Origin of the sequence: Rhizobium mulingense, from assembly GCF_029194105.1 — a bacterium.
Lineage (GTDB): Bacteria > Pseudomonadota > Alphaproteobacteria > Rhizobiales > Rhizobiaceae > Rhizobium > Rhizobium mulingense.
This window is the reverse complement of record NZ_JARFVE010000002.1, coordinates 950,002-968,996: the sequence shown is the minus strand read 5'-3', so window position 1 is coordinate 968,996 and position 18,995 is coordinate 950,002. Positions and strand designations below refer to the sequence as shown.

General features: G+C 62.5%; 15 protein-coding genes. 11 read left to right on the top strand and 4 right to left on the bottom strand.

The window, feature by feature from the left end:
• Nucleotides 1-154: 154 nt before the first annotated feature.
• The 7 genes from PYR71_RS04905 (at nt 155) to PYR71_RS04875 (ending at nt 8,917) form a co-directional block, all read left to right on the top strand.
• A complete protein-coding gene (locus PYR71_RS04905; RefSeq protein ID WP_275618427.1) occupies nt 155-1,441 on the top strand; it encodes an ABC transporter substrate-binding protein in 1,287 nt (428 codons plus the stop codon).
• Between the two features lie 6 nt (nt 1,442-1,447).
• Nucleotides 1,448-2,407: a carbohydrate ABC transporter permease gene (locus PYR71_RS04900; RefSeq protein ID WP_275618426.1), complete on the top strand. Its 960-nt coding sequence runs from the start codon at nt 1,448-1,450 to the stop codon at nt 2,405-2,407.
• A complete protein-coding gene (locus tag PYR71_RS04895) occupies nt 2,400-3,287 on the top strand; it encodes a carbohydrate ABC transporter permease (RefSeq protein WP_275618425.1) in 888 nt (295 codons plus the stop codon). The genes PYR71_RS04900 and PYR71_RS04895 overlap by 8 nt, the downstream gene beginning before the upstream one ends.
• Complete coding sequence (locus tag PYR71_RS04890) at nt 3,287-4,384, top strand: Gfo/Idh/MocA family protein (protein WP_275618424.1); 1,098 nt, start codon at nt 3,287-3,289, stop codon at nt 4,382-4,384. The genes PYR71_RS04895 and PYR71_RS04890 overlap by 1 nt, the downstream gene beginning before the upstream one ends.
• Nucleotides 4,385-4,414: 30 nt before the next feature.
• Entirely contained in the window at nt 4,415-5,491 is a 1,077-nt protein-coding gene (locus PYR71_RS04885; protein WP_275618423.1) for an ABC transporter ATP-binding protein, read from the top strand.
• Between the two features lie 99 nt (nt 5,492-5,590).
• The gene (locus tag PYR71_RS04880) at nt 5,591-6,466 is read left to right on the top strand and encodes a phosphotransferase (protein ID WP_275618422.1); all 876 of its coding nucleotides are present in this window, start codon (nt 5,591-5,593) and stop codon (nt 6,464-6,466) included.
• Nucleotides 6,467-8,917: a GcvT family protein gene (locus tag PYR71_RS04875; RefSeq protein ID WP_275618421.1), complete on the top strand. Its 2,451-nt coding sequence runs from the start codon at nt 6,467-6,469 to the stop codon at nt 8,915-8,917.
• Between the two features lie 277 nt (nt 8,918-9,194).
• Here the strand turns inward: PYR71_RS04875 and PYR71_RS04870 are convergent, their stop codons facing one another.
• Complete coding sequence (locus PYR71_RS04870; protein WP_275618420.1) at nt 9,195-10,652, bottom strand: mannitol dehydrogenase family protein; 1,458 nt, start codon at nt 10,650-10,652, stop codon at nt 9,195-9,197.
• Nucleotides 10,649-12,064 carry a glucuronate isomerase gene (gene uxaC, locus PYR71_RS04865; protein WP_275618419.1) on the bottom strand — a complete coding sequence of 472 codons (1,416 nt, stop codon included), beginning with the start codon at nt 12,062-12,064 and terminating at the stop codon, nt 10,649-10,651. Before uxaC ends, PYR71_RS04870 begins: the two co-directional genes overlap by 4 nt.
• A 179-nt stretch (nt 12,065-12,243) precedes the next feature.
• Here uxaC and PYR71_RS04860 point away from each other — a divergent pair, with 179 nt between their 5' ends.
• Entirely contained in the window at nt 12,244-12,453 is a 210-nt protein-coding gene (locus PYR71_RS04860) for a SlyX family protein (protein ID WP_275618418.1), read from the top strand.
• A gap of 46 nt (nt 12,454-12,499) precedes the next feature.
• Here the strand turns inward: PYR71_RS04860 and PYR71_RS04855 are convergent, their stop codons facing one another.
• Nucleotides 12,500-13,981 (bottom strand): NAD-dependent succinate-semialdehyde dehydrogenase, encoded by a 1,482-nt coding sequence (locus PYR71_RS04855; RefSeq protein ID WP_275618417.1) that lies wholly within the window; start codon nt 13,979-13,981, stop codon nt 12,500-12,502.
• A gap of 58 nt (nt 13,982-14,039) precedes the next feature.
• Nucleotides 14,040-15,320 carry a 4-aminobutyrate--2-oxoglutarate transaminase gene (locus tag PYR71_RS04850; protein ID WP_275618416.1) on the bottom strand — a complete coding sequence of 427 codons (1,281 nt, stop codon included), beginning with the start codon at nt 15,318-15,320 and terminating at the stop codon, nt 14,040-14,042.
• A gap of 166 nt (nt 15,321-15,486) precedes the next feature.
• Between PYR71_RS04850 and PYR71_RS04845 the strand changes: the two genes are divergently transcribed.
• From PYR71_RS04845 to PYR71_RS04835, 3 genes are all read left to right on the top strand, one after another.
• Nucleotides 15,487-16,293, top strand: a complete 807-nt coding sequence (locus PYR71_RS04845) for a MerR family transcriptional regulator (RefSeq protein ID WP_183919120.1) — start codon at nt 15,487-15,489, stop codon at nt 16,291-16,293.
• Between the two features lie 168 nt (nt 16,294-16,461).
• Complete coding sequence (locus PYR71_RS04840) at nt 16,462-17,088, top strand: ribonuclease D (RefSeq protein WP_010027227.1); 627 nt, start codon at nt 16,462-16,464, stop codon at nt 17,086-17,088.
• Between the two features lie 351 nt (nt 17,089-17,439).
• Nucleotides 17,440-18,978, top strand: a complete 1,539-nt coding sequence (locus tag PYR71_RS04835) for a hypothetical protein (RefSeq protein ID WP_275618415.1) — start codon at nt 17,440-17,442, stop codon at nt 18,976-18,978.
• The last annotated feature ends 17 nt before the right edge of the window (nt 18,979-18,995 follow it).

The following is an 18,995-nucleotide window of genomic DNA, read 5'->3' as shown; positions in this document are numbered from 1 at the left end:
GCCTGAAACCGTCGACGCTTTTCGCCATCATGCTCTGACCGACACCGCTTGACAGGCTTGCCGCTTTGCTCGTAGCTTGTAACCAATTAGTTATTTGCGCAAGCAAAACTGGTTTGGAAGCGTGTGGAGGCGCTTCCCTTTGGAGGAGGAAAAAATGACCCTGCGTGTAAACAGACGTAATTTCGTGGCCGGAGGCGCAGCACTTCTGTCGCTCTCGGCGCTCGGCACCAGCGCCTTGGCCCAGGAAAAGCGCCTGCGTCTCCTGTGGTGGGGCTCGCAGCCGCGCGCCGACCGCACCAACAAGGTGTCGGAGCTTTACAAGACGAAGAATGCCGGCACCACCATCACCGGTGAATTTCTCGGCTGGGCCGATTACTGGCCGCGCCTTGCGACCCAGGTCGCCGGCCGCAATGCCCCCGATATCATCCAGATGGACTACCGCTACATCGTTGAATATGCGCGGCGCGGTGCTCTCGCCCCTCTCGAATCCTACATGCCGTCGAAGCTGCAGCTCGATGATTTCGATCCTGCGCAGATCGAAGGTGGTAAGGTTGATGGCCATTTCTATGGTGTCAGCCTTGGGGCCAACTCGGCCGCAACCGTATTGAACACCGTGGCCTTCAAGGAAGCTGGCATCGATATGCCGACGCAGAAGACCACCTGGGAGGAATTCGGCAAGATCGGTGCCGAGATGACCAAGGCCGGCAAGCGCAAGGGCTATTTCGGCTTTGCCGATGGCAGCGCTGTCGAGCCGGCCCTTGAAAACTACCTCCGCCAACGCGGCAAGGCGCTCTATACTGCGGACGCCAAGATTGCTTTCGGTGTAGAGGAAGCGACTGAATGGTTCGATATGTGGGCCAAGTTCCGCGAAGCTGGCGCTTGCGTGACGCCTGATATCCAGGCTCTTTACAAGGATACGATCGATACCAGCCCTCTCACCCTAGGCAAGGCTGCTTGCGATTACGCGCACAGCAACCAGTTCGTCGGCTATCAGGCCATGGTCAAGGACAAGCTGGCCTTGACCAACTACATGCGCATCACACCGGATTCGAAGGGCGGCCATTACCGCAAACCGTCGATGTTCTTCTCCGTCTCGGCTCAGTCGAAAGTGATGGATCAGGCGGTCGACTACATCAACTTCTTCGTCAAGAACCCCGATGCCGCGATGATCCTCGACGTCGAGCGCGGCATTCCCGAGTCAAGGGCGATGCGCGATGTCGTCGCAACCAAGCTCGACGAAACAGGCAAGGTTCCGCTCGACTATGTCGCAGGCCTCGGTGATCTGGCCGGCCCGCTGCCGCCTCCGCCGCCGACCGGCGCGGGAGAAAGCACGCTCGTTCTGCGCAACATCGCCGAGCAGGTCGCCTTTGGACAGATCTCTCCGTCCGACGGCGGCAAACAGCTTGTCGACGGCATCACGCAGATTCTCGCACGAGGCTGATCCCGTATGAGCAATGCGATGCGCACGCCCGCAGGGGCCCTACCAGTGGAAAGATATCAGGGGGCCGTGGCCGAGGGACGCTTCCGGCGTCTTTGGAATGCCAATGCCCCCGGCTATCTCTTCCTCCTCCCATGGCTCATCGGCTTTTTCGGGCTGACGCTCGGGCCGGCCCTGATTTCGCTCTATCTCTCCTTCACCGACTACGACATGCTACGGTCGCCGAGTTGGGTGGGGACTGCGAACTACGTGCGCATCGCCACAGCGGATCCGAAATTCTCGGCCGCCATGAACGTCACCCTGACCTATGTCGTCTTCTCGGTGCCGTTCAAGCTGACCTTCGCCCTGCTGGTCGCCATGGCGCTGAACCGCGGCCTGCGCGGGCTGCCGATTTATCGCGCCATCTTCTATCTGCCGTCATTGCTGGGCGGCAGTGTGGCGATCGCCGTGCTGTGGCGTCAGCTTTTCGCCAGCGACGGTCTCGTCAATGCCGCGCTCTTGCATTTCGGAATCGAAGGTCCGAGCTGGATCTCGCATCCGAACTATTCGATCTATACGCTGGTGGCGCTGTCGGTCTGGCAGTTCGGCTCGCCGATGATCATTTTCCTCGCCGGCCTGCGCCAGATCCCGCAGGACATGTACGAGGCGGCGAGCCTCGACGGCGCCTCGAAATTCCGGCAATTCCACAAGATCACCCTGCCGCTGCTGACGCCGGTGATCTTCTTCAATGCGGTCGTGCAGACGATCGAAGCGTTCAAGGCCTTCACGCCGGCCTTCATCATCTCGGGCGGCACCGGCGGGCCGATCAATTCGACGCTGTTCTACACGCTCTATCTCTATCAGGAAGCCTTCGGCAATTTCCGCATGGGCTACGCCTCGGCGCTCGCCTGGATCCTGGTGGTGATCATCGCGATCTTCACCGCCTTCTCCTTCCTGACCTCGCGTTATTGGGTGCACTACGATGACTGAGATGACCGCTTCCGTCACTGCGGCCAGGCCGCCATCGGATATCACCAAACGCAGCCCGCAAGCGTCGCTCATCATCCACGCCCTGCTGATCGCCGCTTCGCTTCTGATGCTCTATCCGCTGTTGTGGATGGTCTCGGCATCGGTCCGGCCCGAAAACGAAATCTTCTCGTCGACTTCGCTCATCCCGTCGTCAATCGATTTCTCCGCTTATGTCCGCGGCTGGACCGGGCTCGATATCAGCTTCGGCCGATTCTTCTGGAATTCGCTCGTCATTTCCCTGCTTGTTGTGACCGGCAATGTCATCGCCTGTTCGCTGACGGCCTACGCCTTTGCGCGGCTGCGTTTTGCCGGCCGGAATTTCTGGTTTTCGATCATGCTCGGCACGCTGATGATCCCCTATCACGTGACGCTGATCCCGCAATATGTGCTGTTCCTCGACCTCGGCTGGGTCAACACGATCCTGCCGCTTGTGGTGCCCAAGTTCCTGGCAAGCGACGCCTTCTTCATCTTCCTGATGGTGCAGTTCTTCCGCGGCATCCCGCGCGAACTCGACGAAGCTGCGATGATGGATGGCTGCAGCGCCTGGCGCATCTACTGGAAGATCATGCTGCCGCTGTCGCTGCCGGTCTTGGCGACAGCAGCCATCTTCTCCTTCATCTGGACCTGGGACGATTTCTTCGGACCGCTGATCTACCTGAACGACATGAACACCTATACGATCCAGCTCGGCCTGCGCACCTTCGTCGATTCCACCAGCGCCTCGGATTGGGGCGGTCTCTTCGCCATGTCGACCCTGACGCTGGTGCCGGTGTTCTTCTTCTTCCTGTTCTTCCAGCGCCTGCTGATCGAGGGCATCGCCACGACGGGCATGAAACGCTGATGGCGGTAGTGGAAAAGAGTGACATGAGCATCAAGACCGTCGCGATCGTCGGCTGCGGCATCGGCCGCTCGCATATCGTCGAGGGCTATCTGCCGCATTCCGACAAGTTCAAGGTGGCAGCGATCTGTGATCTGAACGAAGAACGCCTGGCAGCGGTCGGCGACGAGTTCGGCATCGAGCGCCGCACCACCTCTTTCGAGGAGCTGCTCGCCGATGACACCATCGACATCATCGATATCTGCACCCCGCCCGGCATCCATCTGGAACAGGTGGTCGCGGCACTCGCCGCCGGCAAGCATGTCGTTTGCGAAAAGCCGCTGACCGGCTCGCTTGCCGCCGTCGATACGATCATGGAGGCGGAAAAGAGTGCCAAAGGCGTGCTGATGCCGATCTTCCAGTATCGATACGGCGACGGTATCCAGAAGGCCAAACGGATCATCGACGCCGGCATTGCCGGCAAAGCCTATACGGCTTCGGTCGAAACCTTCTGGCTGCGCAAACCGGAATATTACGCCGTGCCCTGGCGCGGCAAATGGGCGACGGAACTCGGCGGCGTGCTCGTTACCCATGCGCTGCATCTGCACGACATGATGATGCATCTGATGGGCCCGGCGGCAAGGGTTTTCGGCCGCGTCGCGACCCGCGTCAACGATATTGAGGTTGAAGATTGCGCCTCCGCCAGCCTGCTGATGGAAAGCGGCGCCTTCGTCTCGCTCTCCTGCACGCTCGGCTCGCAGGAGCAGATCAGCCGGCTGAGGCTGCATTTCGAGAACGTCACCTTCGAAAGCACGCACGAACCCTACACGCCGGGCAAGGATCCCTGGAAAATCATCGCCGCCAATGATGATGTCAAGGAAAAGATCGACCGTGTGGTCGGCGACTGGCAGCCGGTCGCACCGCGGTTCACCACCCAGATGGGCCAGTTCTACGCCTTCCTAAGCGGCAATGGGCCGCTGCCGGTGACAACTCAGGATGCGCGCCGCGCCCTCGAACTTGTCACCGCCATCTACCAATCTTCCGACAGCGGTGCTGAAGTGCCGCTGCCGGTCGGTCCCGACAGTCCGAAATACGCCGACTGGCGCGCAAGAACGAAGTAACCGACAAATAAACGAGAGGGTTTTGAGAAGATGGCAACCAGTGTCGTTCTTCAGAAGGTCGAGAAGCGCTACGGCGCGATGGATGTGATCCACGGCATCGACCTCACGATCGATCCCGGCGAATTCGTCGTTTTTGTCGGTCCCTCCGGCTGCGGAAAATCCACCTTACTGCGCATGATCGCCGGTCTCGAAGAGATATCAGGCGGCGCGCTGCTGCTCGACAGCGAGCGCATGAACGAGGTGGCGCCGGCCAAGCGCGGCATCGCCATGGTCTTCCAGTCCTATGCCCTCTATCCGCATATGTCGGTCTACAAGAACCTAGCCTTCGGCCTGGAGACGGCGGGTTACAAGAAGGCCGATATCCAGCCGAAGGTCAAACGCGCCGCCGAGATCCTGCAGATCGAAAAGCTCCTGGAGCGTAAGCCGAAGGCGCTCTCCGGCGGCCAGCGCCAGCGCGTCGCCATCGGTCGCGCCATCGTCCGCGAGCCACGCATCTTCCTGTTCGACGAGCCGCTGTCGAATCTCGATGCCGAACTGCGCGTCCAGATGCGGGTCGAGATCTCCCGCCTGCACCGACAGCTCGGCAACACCATGATCTACGTCACCCATGACCAGGTCGAAGCCATGACGATGGCCGACAAGATCGTCGTCTTGAACTCCGGCCGCATCGAGCAGGTCGGTGCGCCGCTCGATCTCTACAACAACCCGGCCAACCGCTTCGTCGCCGGCTTTATCGGCAGCCCGAAGATGAACTTTCTGCAGGCCCGCATCGAAGAGGTCGGTGAAGCCGAAACCAGCATTCATGTCTGCGGCAATTCCGTCCGCTTGCCGCGTCGGCTGAAAGGCGAGGTCGGTGAGACCGTCACCTTCGGCATCCGCCCCGAGCACCTATCCCTCACGCAGGGCGCCATCACGCTCTCGACCGTTAATGTCGATCTCGTCGAAAATCTCGGCGGCGCCACCATGCTCTACACCACGACGCCGGATGGCCAGTTGCTGACGGTCGCGCTCGACGGTCAGCAGAAGGTCGAGCCCGGCGCAAATGTGAAGGCTCTCTTCGATCCGGCCCGCTGCCACGTCTTCGACGCCGCCGGCAAAACGATCTGACCTAAAGCGCCCTTTGCGCGTCCGGAAGGACGCGCGCGACTGCTTGACAGCCTATCCTGCTCTGCCCCATCATTTTGCCAGCGCCGCAAGGGGGATAGCATGACGCCTGAAGATCGGATTCATGCGCTTGGCATCTGGCAGGGTCCGATTGAAATTTCGCCGATACCTGGCGGCATCACCAACAGGAACTATCTGGTCAGCGATGCCGTCGCGCGCTGCGTGGTGAGACTCGGCACCGATATTCCGATCCAACACATCCTCAGGCAGAACGAGCTTGCCGCAAGCCTTGCGGCGCACGCTGCCGGCCTGTCGCCGGCCGTCATCCACCATTCGCCCGGCGTGCTGGTGCTCGACTATATCGAGGCGCGGGCGCTGTCGCCCGAGGATGTCAGGACGCCGGAAATGCTGGCCCGGATCGTGCCGCTGGTGCGCGCCTGCCACCATGAAATCGCACGGCATTTCCGCGGCCCGGCGATGATCTTCTGGGTCTTCCATGTCATCCGCGACTACGCCGCCAGCCTGAAGGAGTCGGGCAGCCTCCACCTCCCACTGCTGCCGGCGTTGATCGCCAAGGCCGAGACGCTGGAAGAGGCGGCAGCGCCTTTCGAGATCGCCTTCGGCCATAACGATCTGCTGGCCGCAAACTTTCTCGATGACGGCAAGCGGCTCTGGCTGATCGACTGGGACTATGCCGGCTTCAACACGCCGCTGTTTGACCTCGGCGGATTGGCCTCCAACAACGAGTTCTCGCAAGCCGCCGAGCAGATGATGCTCGAGACCTATTTCGACCGGTCGCTGACCGATGAGCTCAGCCGCCGCTACGGCGCGATGAAATGCGCCTCGCTGCTGCGCGAGACGCTGTGGAGCATGATTTCGGAAATCCATTCCACCATCCAGTTCGATTATGCCGCCTATACCGCCGAAAATCTCGGGCGTTTCGAGCGCGCCTATCAAGCCTTTGAACAGGAACGATAAATGACGAAACAATTACCGAAGACGGCAAAAGCCGTGGTCATCGGCGGCGGCATTATCGGCTGCTCGACGGCCTATCATCTCGGCAAGCTCGGCTGGACCGATACGGTTTTGCTCGAACGCAAGAAGCTGACCTCCGGCACCACCTTCCATGCCGCCGGCCTCGTCGGCCAGCTGCGCAGCAGCGCCAACATCACCCAACTGCTCGGCTACTCCGTCGATCTCTACAAGCGGCTGGAAGAGGAAACCGGCCTCGGCACCGGCTGGAAGATGAATGGCGGCCTGCGTCTTGCCTGTAACGAGGAGCGCTGGACCGAGGTTCGCCGCCAGGCGACCACGGCCCAGTCCTTCGGCCTCGAAATGCAGTTGCTGACGCCGCAGGAGGCCTTCGACCTCTGGCCGCTGATGACAACAGACGATCTCATCGGCGCCGCCTTTCTGCCGACTGACGGCCAGGCCAATCCCTCCGACATCACCCAGGCGCTGGCGAAGGGCGCCCGCATAGCGGGCGTTTCGATCTTCGAAGATGCCGAGGTTCTCGACCTCGAAATCGACAAGGGCAAGATCCGCGCCGTCGTCACGGCTGAAGGCCGCATCGAATGCGAGCGCGTCGTCGTCTGCGCCGGCCAATGGACGCGCGCCTTCGCAGCCCGCTTCGGCGTCAACGTGCCGCTGGTCTCGGTCGAGCATCAATATATCATCACCGAATCCTTCGGTGTGCCCTCCAACCTGCCGACGCTGCGCGATCCCGATCGCCTGACCTATTACAAGGAGGAGGTCGGCGGCATCGTCATGGGCGGCTATGAGCCGAACCCCATTGCCTGGGCGGAGAAAGGCATCCCCGAAGGATTCCACTACACGCTGCTGGACAGCAATTTCGAGCATTTCGAGCAGATCATGGAACAGGCGCTCGGCCGCGTTCCGGCGCTGGAGAATGTTGGCGTCAAACAGCTGCTGAACGGCCCGGAAAGTTTTACGCCGGATGGCAATTTCATTCTCGGCGAAGCACCGGAGCTGAAGAATTTCTTCGTCGGCGCTGGTTTCAACGCCTTCGGCATCGCCTCGGCCGGCGGCGCCGGCATGGCGCTCGCCGAATGGGTGACGAAGGGCGAGCCGCCCTACGATCTCTGGCCGGTCGATATCCGCCGTTTCGGCCGCCCGCATTTCGATACCGACTGGGTGCGCACCCGCACGCTGGAAGCCTATGGCAAACACTACACCATGGCCTGGCCTTTCGAGGAGCATTCGAGCGGCCGCCCTTGCCGCAAATCGCCGCTCTATGACCGGCTGAAGGCGCAGGGCGCCTGTTTCGGCGAAAAGCTCGGCTGGGAGCGGCCGAACTGGTTTGCCGATCTCTTCGCCAATGAGGAGCCGAAGGACGTCTACAGTTATAACAGGCAGAACTGGTTCGACGCCGTCGGCCGCGAGCACAAGGCGGTGCGCGAGGCGGCCGTCATCTTCGATCAGACCTCCTTCGCCAAATTCGTGCTGAAGGGCAGGGATGCCGAGGCGGCACTCTCCTGGATCGCCGCCAATGATGTCGCAAGGCCCATGGGATCGCTCATCTATACCCAGATGCTGAACGACAAGGGCGGCATCGAATGCGACCTGACCGTCGCCCGCATCGCCGAGAACGAATATTACATCGTCACCGGCACCGGTTTCGCCACCCACGACTTCAACTGGATCGCACGCAATATTCCGGCGGAGATGCATGCCGAACTGGTCGACGTCACCTCGGCGTATTCCGTGCTGTCGCTGATGGGACCGAATGCACGCGCCGTGCTGGAAAAGGTGACCGGCAGCGACGTCTCGAATGCCGCCTTCCCCTTCGGCCAGGTCAGAACCATCGGCATATCGGGCTGCCCCGTGCGGGCCTTGCGCATCACCTATGTCGGCGAACTCGGCTACGAACTGCATGTTCCCATTGAATATGCGACCACGGTCTATGACGTATTGATGGCTGCTGGCGGCGAGCTCGGCCTTGTCAATGCCGGCTACCGCGCCATCGAGAGCTGCCGCCTGGAAAAGGGCTATCGCGCCTGGGGCTCCGATATTGGCCCCGACCACACGCCGGTTGAAGCCGGCCTCGGCTGGGCGGTGAAGATCAGGAAGAACATTCCCTTCCGCGGCCGCGAGGCGATCGAGCGGCAGCTTGCCGACGGCGTCAAGAAGCGCCTCGCCTGCTTCGTTCCCGACGAGCCCGATATCGTGCTGCTCGGCCGCGAAACCATCTATCGCAACGGCAACCGCGTCGGCTGGCTGTCGAGCGGCGGCTTTGGCTACACGCTGGGAAAACCGATCGGCTACGGCTATGTCCGCAATCCCGACGGCGTCACGGAGGATTTCGTCCTGTCCGGCAGCTATGAGCTGGATGTCGCCAGGGAACGCATCCCCTGCCGGGTGTCGCTGGCGCCGCTCTACGATCCTGATATGGTGCGCGTGAAGGGTTGACCATGCAGTGTGGGTTTACGCCTCCGCGTCAAAGGGACCGTCGCGGCTTGGCTCCCTCTTCTCCCTAGGGGGAAGGTGGCCGAAGGGTCGGATGAGGGGGCCACACGGCGCACCATTCACTACCCTTCGCTGGCGCTCAGCGCATTCGCGGCTTCGCCGCTCACCCCCTCATCTGCCTGCCGGCATCTTCTCCCCAATGGGGAGAAGGGACCTGTAGCACGCGCCTTGCCATCCTCCCCAAGTAAGAGCACGGCGTGTCGGAGGAAGAGAGAAAATCTCAAAACAGCGGCAGCCGATCGTCCTGAATCAGGATCTCCAGCTTGTCCGACACATCCTGTGCCCAGGCACGGTGGCCGGTCAAAGCGGTCGGGAAAAGTCCGGGCAGGGTGAACAGCGCCGCCGAAATCGCCGGACCGGTGCGCGGGACATCGGCGATCAACGCCGCGATCTCTGCGGCCCGGGGATCACGCAATTCGTAGCGCTCGCCATTGCCGCGTTCGCCGATCGCATAGCGCATCCATGCCGCAACGGCGATCGCATAGGTCTCTGCCCTGTCGCCGTGCGCCAGCGCTTCGTATGCCGGTTCCAGCAGCCGCTGCGGCAGTTTCTGGGTACCGTCCATGGCGATCTGGTAGGTGCGGTGCGCGATCGCCTTGTTTGCAAAGCGCGCTATCAATTCATTGGCGTAGTCATCGAGATCGATGCCGGGGACCGGATCGAGCGTTCTCGCCGCCGCGTGCATATGGCGATAGGCAAGCGCGGCAAGGGCTGCGTCGTCCATCACGTCGCGGATGAATTCATAGCCGCCGATATAACCGAGATAGGCGAGCAGCGAATGGGCGCCGTTCAACATCCGGAGCTTCATCTTCTCATAGGCCGAGACGTCTTCGACCATCAGCGCGCCGCGCACCTTTTCCCAGGCCGGCCGACCGTTGGCGAAATGATCCTCGATTACCCATTGGGTAAAGGGTTCCGTCTCGACTGCCGCCATATCGGTGTGGCCCGTCAGCCGCTCGGCATCGGCATAGGTCGCCTCGGTGCTGGCCGGCGTGATCCGGTCGACCATCGTCGACGGGAACGGCACGTTGGCTTCGATCCAGCGATGCAGATCGGCATCGATGCGGGAGGTGAATTCGAGCACCAGGCGTTTCAGCACCGCGCCGTTGCTCGGAAGGTTGTCGCAGCTGAGCGGCGTAAAGGCTGCGATCCCCTTTTGCCGGCGGCGTGCAAGACCTTCGACGAGATAGCCGATGACACCGCGCGGCGCATGCCGGTTGGCGAGGTCGGCGACGATATCGGGATGTTTGAGGTCGAGGCCGCCGGTTGCCGGATCGAAACCATAGGCCTTTTCCGTCACCGTCATGCTGACAATACGGATCGCCGGATCTTCGAGCCGCGCCAGCAGGCCGGCCGGATCGCGCGGCGCCACATGCGCTTTCAGGATCGAGCCGATCACCTCAGCCGTCGTGCCCGAGGTATCGCGGATCAGCGTCGTATAGAGCCCGTTCTGGGCAGTCAGATTGTCGGCGACATCGGGTGTGCGCAGGCTTGCCACCTCGATGCCCCAGTCGCCGCCTGCGGCGGCGAGCGCGCCATCGGTAAACGGCGCGAAATGCGCGCGGAAGAAGGCGCCGGGTCCCAGATGCAGAATGCCGCTTTTCAGCCGGCTGCGGTCATAGGCGGGAAGCTTCGCCGTCGGGGCGAGGCCGGAAAGGGTCTGCAGTCGTTTGCTCACAGCTTATAGGCCTTCTTCGCATTGCCATAGGAAAGTTCGCTTGCCACGATCTCCGCGTCCGTCTTGGAAAGCCGGTGCTCGGCGACAAGTCCAGCGAGGAAGCGGCAGACTTCGCGGCGCCAGACATCGTGCCGCGCCGGGATCGAAAGCAGCGCGCGCGTATCGTCGTTGAAGCCGGCCATGTTGGCAAAACCGGCCGTTTCCACCACCTGGTCGAGATAGCGCCGGATGCCGAGCGGGCTGTCGTGGAACCACCAGGGCGGGCCGATCATCAGGCAGGGCCAATGGCCGGCCATCGGCGCCAGCTCGCGCGCATAGGTCGTCTCGTCGAGGGTGAAGAGCAGCACGCGCAGGCCGGGCGCATGGCCGTATTTCGACAGCAGCGCATTGAGGCCGCCGACCCAGTCCGTCCGCGTCGGAATATCGGCGCCCATATTCGGGCCGCGGGTCGCAAACAGCCCGCTGTCGGTGTTGCGCCGCGAGCCGGCGTGGATCTGCATCACCATGCCGTCTTCGGCCGAAAGCCCGGCCATCTCGGTCATCATCTGGCCGCGGAAGAGCTCGGCATCCTGAGGCAAAAGCGGACCCTTCAGCGCCTTGTCGAGCAGCGCCTGCTTTTCGGCAAGCGGCAGATCGGCGGTGAAGGCGGTCGGCACGCCGTGATCGGTCGCGGTGGCGCCGAACTGGCGGAAATAGGCGCGGCGGCGCCGGTGCGCCTCGATCAGGCCGTCCCAGCGTGTCACGTCAGTGCCGGTGATCTCTCCGAACTTGACGAGATTGTCGCGGAAACCGACGGCGTCGGGATCGGTGACGCTGTCCGGCCGGTAGGTGGTGCGCACTCTGCCGATCCAGCCGTCCGCGGCCATCTTCTGGTGATGTGCTAGCGGGTCGAGCGCGCCCTCGGTCGTCGCGATCGTTTCGATGCCGAATCGCTGATGCAGCGCCCGCGGCCGGAATTCCGGCAGGGCGAGCTGGGCATTGATGTGGTCGTAGAGCGCATCGGCATTGTCAGGTGTCAGCGGCTCGGTGCAGCCAAGTACGGCCGACATGGCGTGATCGACCCAGAGGCTCGACGGCGTTCCGCGGAAGAGATGATAATGCTTGGCAAAGCTCCGCCAGATCGCGCGGCCTGCAGCCACCGGCTTGCCGTCGAGGCGCGGCACGCCGAGTTGGTCCAAGGGAACACCGACGCTGTGCAGCATGCGGAAGAGATAATGATCGGGGATGACGAGCAGCGAGGCCGCGTCTTCGAAGGGCTTGTCGTCGGCGAACCAGGACGGTTCGGTATGCCCGTGCGGGCTGACGATCGGAAGATTGCGCACCGTCTCATAGAGGTCTCGCGCAATGGTCCGTGTTGCCGGGTCGGCCGGAAAGAGCCGGTCCGGATGAAGAAAGCCGTTTCCTGCATCCATCAGTATTCCTCCCTGATGGATAAGGGCCTACCCCACAACATCAGGCGCGGCAAGGTCTTTTAGTAACCAAACGGTTCAGTTTTGCGCGCGGCGGCGCCACCCATCGAAAACATTGACGACTTGGCCTATTTCCGCTTTGGGAAACCATCTGTACTGCCGCTTTCGGCATAGGAGGATCGATGTCCGACGAGACGAACCGCATCACCCGGCTGGAGGAAATGCTGGCCTATCAGGCAAAGACGATCGAGGAGCTTTCCGATCAGCTTGCCGACCAATGGAAGATCGTCGAGCAGATGCGCACCAAGCTCGATCGGCTGACCGAACGTTTCCTGTCGCTCGAGGAGCAGTCGCTGGAAGCGCCTGGTATCACCCGCCCGCCGCATTATTGACGGCACGCGGCGAGAGGCCGCGTGCCCGGTTATCCTGGCTGGCGGATTAGACGCCGCCGATGCAGAGATATTTCATCTCGAGATAATCGTCGGCGCCATGGCGTGAACCCTCGCGGCCGAGGCCGGATTGCTTGATGCCGCCGAAAGGCGCGGTCTCGGAAGACATGATGCCGGTATTGATGCCGATCATGCCGTATTCCAGCGCTTCCGCCACTCGCCAGACCTTCTTCAGGTCGCCGGCATAGAAGTAGGCGGCAAGGCCGAATTCCGTATCATTGGCTTGAGCGATGACATCCTCGGCCGTCTCGAAGCGGAAGAGCGGCGCCACCGGTCCAAAGGTTTCTTCGCGTGCCACCTTCATGCCGCGCGCCACCCCGGTCAGCACCGTTGGGGCGAAGAAGGTGCCGGCGCCATCGATGCGCTTGCCGCCGGTCAGCACCTTGGCGCCCTTGGAAAGCGCGTCGCCGACATGATCTTCCACCTTGGCAAGACCATGCTCGTCGATCAGCGGCCCGATCTCGACGCCCGCCTGGAAGCCGTCGCCGACCGACATCTCGGCGACCCTGGCGGCAAGCTTTGTCGCAAAGGCGTCATAGACGCCCGACTGGATGTAGAGGCGGTTGGCGCAAACGCAGGTCTGGCCGGCATTGCGGTATTTGGAGGCGATCGCGCCTTCGACGGCGGCGTCGAGATCGGCATCGTCGAACACGATGAAGGGCGCATTGCCGCCGAGTTCCAAGCTCACCTTCTTGATCTGGTCGGCGCACTGCCGCATCAGGATGCGGCCGACCTCGGTCGAACCGGTGAAGCTGATCTTGCGCACCTTGTCATTGCCGCAGAGCTCGCGGCCGATCGCCGGGCCGTCGATGCCGACGATGAGATTGAAGACGCCGGCGGGGATGCCGGCCTGTTCGGCGAGCACGGCAAGGGCGATCGCCGTCAGCGGCGTCTGTTCGGCGGGCTTCGACACGACGGTGCAGCCGACGGCCAGCGCCGGCGCGATCTTGCGGGCGATCATCGCCGCCGGGAAATTCCACGGCGTGATCGTGCCGACGACGCCGACCGGCTGCTTGATGACGATCATGCGCTTGTCTTGGGACGGCGCCGGGATCGTCTCGCCATAGATCCGCTTGGCCTCTTCGGCGTACCATTCGACATAGGACGCGGCATACAGGATCTCGCCGCGCGCTTCCGGGAAAGGCTTGCCCATTTCGGCGGTCAGGATCGCGGCGAGTGCGTCGGCATTGGCGACCATCAGGTCGAACCATTTGCGCAAGGTGGCGCTGCGCTCCTTGGCCGGGCGGGCAGCCCAGGCCGGCTGGGCGGCATAGGCCGCATCGATTGCCGCCCGCGTCTCGCCGGCTCCCATATCGGGCAGCGAGGCAAGCAGCTCGCCCGTTGCCGGATTGAGCACGTCGAAGGTCTTGACGGCGTCGCCCGATGTCCAGACGCCGTTGATATAGCCGGCGTCGCGCAGGAACGGCGAAGAGAAGGGAACGTGCTTCGTCAGGGCGGTGGTGAAAGCCATGTCATATCTCCTTTGGGAGAGGCTGCCGGTCACAGGCAGCTATTGAAATCCGGTTCGGTTACTTGGCCGCGCTGGCTTCCAGCATCGAGGCCTCGAGAATGTCGAGCGCCTCGCCGAGAACCTCGTCCTGGATGGTGATCGGCGCGAGGAAGCGGATGACGTTGCCGTGGACGCCGCAGGTGAGCAGGATCAGACCCTTGTCGAGTGCGATCAGCCGCACCCGGTTGGCGAATTCGGCGCTCGGCAATCCGGTCGTCCGGTCGTTGAATTCGACGGCGTTCATGAAGCCAGGGCCGCGGATATCGGCAATTTCGGGCACGCTGTCGCGCAGCGCTTCCAGCCGCTGCTTCAGCCGGCCGCCGAGCAGGTTCGCACGGTCGCAGAGATCCTCTTCGGCGATGACGTCGAGGACGGCATGGGCGGCGGCGATGCCGAGCGGATTGCCGCCATATGTGCCGCCGAGCCCGCCCGGTCCCGGTGCGTCCATGATTTCGGCGCGGCCGGTGACGGCGGCGAGTGGAAAGCCGCCGGCAAGGCTCTTTGCCATTGTCGTCAGGTCAGGCGCCACCTCGTGATGATCCATCGCGAACATCCTGCCGGTGCGGGCAAAACCGGTCTGCACTTCGTCGGCGATCAGCAGCATGCCGTGCTGGTCGCAGAGTTCGCGCAGCGCCTTCATGAAGGCTGCGGGTGCGGAATAAAAGCCGCCTTCGCCCTGCACCGGCTCGATGACGATGGCGGCGACCCGCTGCGGATCGACATCGGCGGCAAAGAGCTTCTTCAACGCCGCCAGCGACTGGTCGGCCGTGACGCCATGCAGTTCGACCGGGAAGGGGACATGGAAGACGTCGCCCGGCATGGCGCCGAAGCCGACCTTGTAAGGCACCACCTTGCCGGTCAGCGCCATGCCCATGAAGGTGCGGCCGTGAAAGCCGCCACCAAAGGCGATGACGGCCGAACGGCCGGTTGCTGCACGGGCGATCTTTACGGCATTTTCCACCGCCTCGGCGCCGGTCGTGACGAAGATCGTCTTCTTCTCGAAGGCACCCGGAACCAGCGCGTTCAGCCGCTCGGCAAGGTGCACATAGCTCTCGTAGGGCACCACCTGATGGCAGGTATGGGTGAAGCGGTCGAGCTGGTCTTTGACCGCCGCAATGACTTTGGGATGGCGGTGGCCGGTGTTGAGAACGGCGATGCCGGCAGCGAAATCGATGTAACGGCGCCCCTCCTTGTCCCAGATTTCGGCATTCTCGGCGCGGTCCGCATAGATCTGGGTCGTCATGCCGACGCCGCGCGAAATTGCGGCGTTCTTCCGGTCCGTAAGGCTTGTCGCGGTCATCGGTCTACTCCTGTAGCGAAAGGGCGAGAAAATTATCTTGCATAAGTCCTGCAAGGCTTCACGAAATTCCTACATTTTTTCTGCAAGAAAACAAGCGGCATTTTTTGCTTCAAACATCACGCGTTTTGATGAATGCTCGCGCGACGAGAATCGGGGAAAGCGGCGGATGAACGATAACGGGCCTGTGCGCTACAAGGTGGCGGAGGCCGCGCGGCTGGCGGGCGTTTCCGCCTCGACGCTGCGTCTCTGGGAAAGCCAGGGTCTGGTGGTTCCCGGCCGCTCCGAAACCGGTCATCGGCAATATAGCGCCGACGACGTGGCGCGCCTGAAGCGCATCTCCTGGTATCGGGTCGAGCGCGGGCTCAATCCTGCGGCCATCCGCGAGGCGCTGGAAGGTGAAGATCCCTCCTCCGAGGGGGAGGCAAGCCAGGATTCCGGCCTCGGCCGCAGGCTGCGCAGCCTGCGCCATGCCGCCGGCAAGACGCTGGAACAGGTGGCTGGCGATAACGGCATCACCGCTTCGACCCTCTCGACGCTCGAGCGCACCTCGCAGGGCGTCGGCTTCAAGACGCTGCACGATCTCGCCGATTATTACGGCACCACCGTCTCCCGCCTCTCCGGCGAGGAAAGCGGGGAAGTGCCGGTCCTGGTGCGTGCCGGCGAATGGCGCAGCTGGCCGGAAACGACGCCCGGGGTCACCGTGCAACTGCTGGCCGAAGGCCGCAGGATGATGGATTGCCATCGTTTCGTGCTGGCGCCCGGCGCGGCCAGCGAGGGCGCCTATCGCCACGAGGGCGAGGAATTCATGCATGTCCTGTCCGGCCGGCTCGAGTTGGTGCTCGACGGCGATCAGTTCTTCGAACTCGGTCCGGGCGATTCGCTGTATTTCGAAAGCCGCCGCTACCATTCCTGGCGCAACCGCCACGACGGCGAAACCGTGCTTCTCTGGATCAACACGCCGCCGACATTCTGATGCGAAGAAGCGGTTTCGCACTTTGCGCCTTTGCGCTATAGCGCTAGCTACGCAATTCCTTAGGTCGAAAATCGATATAAGGATAAAATCATGCAGCAATTCAAAGCGCTGCAGCGTCCTTTGCGCGTCTGAAAAGAGGCGCGGCTGTTTCGAACGAAAGATAGTCTCATGGCCGCCACCATACGTTATCACGAAGGCGATATTTCCACGGCCGATGCGGCCCGCTACACCGGCGCGGTAGCGATCGACACCGAAACGCTCGGCCTGGTGCCGCGCCGCGACCGGCTCTGCGTCGTCCAGCTTTCGCCGGGTGATGGCACCGCCGACGTCATCCGTATCGCCGCCGGCCAGAAAGAGGCGCCCAACCTGGTCGCCCTGCTCGAAGATCCGACCCATCAGAAGATCTTTCACTATGGCCGCTTCGATATTGCCGTGCTCTTCCACACCTTCGGCGTCACGACGACCCCGGTCTTCTGCACGAAGATCGCCTCGCGCCTGATCCGCACCTACACCGATCGCCATGGCTTGAAGGACAATCTCAAGGAGATGCTCGACATCGACATCTCCAAGACGCAGCAATCGTCCGACTGGGCGGCCGAAACGCTGTCTCCGGCCCAGCTCGAATATGCCGCTTCCGACGTGCTTTACCTGCATGCTTTGCGCGACAAGCTGACCGCGCGTCTGATCCGCGACGGCCGCTTCGATCATGCCACCGCCTGCTTCGAATTCCTGCCGACCCGCGCCAAGCTCGATCTGCTCGGCTGGGAAGAGGCCGATATCTTCGCCCATAGCTGAGCCAACCGCCTGACGGCATTGCCGACCAGCACGCGAAGGCCCGTGCCTGGCCTCCGCGGTCCCGAGAGCGAACACCTGAAGGGCGCGAGGCTAATCCAAGAGATCAGGATGCGCTTCAGCTCGTTGTTTTTATGCATGTCGTTGTCCCGGAACCGCTGCAGCCTTCCGGGCGACATGCATTAGCATTTCGTTAAGGTCTCTTTATTAAAATTCCAGTTAATTTTTATGCATTCGATGACGCTGAAATGGCGTCATGCGGACGGGAGGATCTGCTGGGATGCAGAGGGATCGGATGAGCACGGTCCTTTTATAGAGCCTGCTTTCATCGTCACTTTGCGAAAGGAGCATGCCATGTTGACTCCCGTTCGTGCCGCGTCCAATGCAAGCTTTTCGTCTCAAGGCCAGACTGCGGCGATAGTCGCCGGCGGCCTCGATCGTTCGGTGATTGCCCCGGCACCGGTCAATGCGGTCGAAGCTGCAGATCTCAATTCCGCCATTGCCGGCAAGCTGAACATTCTGCTTCTTGCCGCGCGCCAGCGCATGGTTGAAGCCCTACTCGATATTATCAATGCGGCAGGCCGCTCGACCTCCCTGGACCGCGACGAGGACGAGACCAATCTTGCTTTCGCCTCGCGGCTCGCCGACACCATCCTGCAGCTGCCGGCTGCCAAGATCGATGAGATCGAACGCCAGCTCGCAGGAGAAGGCCATAACCTCCCGCTCAGGATGGTCGCCGAGGCCTTGAAAAATCCGACAGGTCCAGAAGCAGCCCGGATCGTCGCTTATCTCGAAATCGTCCGCTACAAGGACCGCGATCTCGCCGCCCGCGCCGTGGTGCGTTCCTATGGCCAGAACGACGCTTCGCCGATGCGCACCGACGTCCGCCCTGAAATCCAGCTGCATGAGGGCGGCCTTGCAACCGCCATGCGCCAGCCGGCAAAAGCGGCGCCCGCGCCGGCCGATGCCCATGCCAGGCCCCCAGCGCTTATGACGGACGAGAAGACGATCGCCGCCGAGACTGTCGAAACAGCCGAGCCGAAAACGCCGCAGCTTGAAGACAACGCCCGCTCCGCTCCGGCGACGTCAGAAGACCTCGCGCCGGAAAATCCGGTGGCCCCCGAGACCGAAGCCCGGCAATCCATGGATACCGGCGATAGCAGGGAGACGGCGGAGCCGCCTGCCGTCCAGCCGCGCGCAAATTCGGAAAAGGCTGATCCCGTCATTCCCAGAAACTGGACGGGTATTGTCGCCTCAATGACGGAAGAAGCCTCCGAGATGATCGCCACCATCATTCGCGAGCAGGACGTCGACACTGGACTGGAGGATGGTCCCGTCGAGGCGGCAGTGGAGATCGATGCCATCCTCGATGACGCCGTTATCAGCGATGCGGCCAAGACTTTGGCCAGGCAGCCGGCGGAAATTCCGGCATCCGACCTGCGCCAAGCCACGGCACTCCATCCCGCGCCGACGGAGAGCAAGGTCGCCGCGGCGGCTGACCGTCAACCGAGGGAGATTGCCGCGCAGCCGCAAATAGTGCCGGCCCCTGAAGCGGTTGAATCCTCCCATGTGCCGCTTGCGGCAAGAATGCCGGATGGTTTTGCCTATGCCCAGCTGCCCTATCAGTTCGCCAAGGATTTGCCGCCGAACGAGACGGCGGGGGAGACGCACCACCAGCATCAGCACCAGCGCGACGACGCTTCCGAGGATCAGCCGCAGGGAGATGAGCAGGCGCAGGCAGGCGAGGAGGCCGATCCCGATCCCGCAGCGACCGACACAGCACCTGTGCGAAGGACGCCGCGAATGATCGACGCCGATCCGGTGCCCCAGCCGGCCGGCGCTGTCGCCGACCCGGTTTATGCGCTCTACCAGCGCATGGTCGGCTGGGAATGATACGGTCTCATCACCTG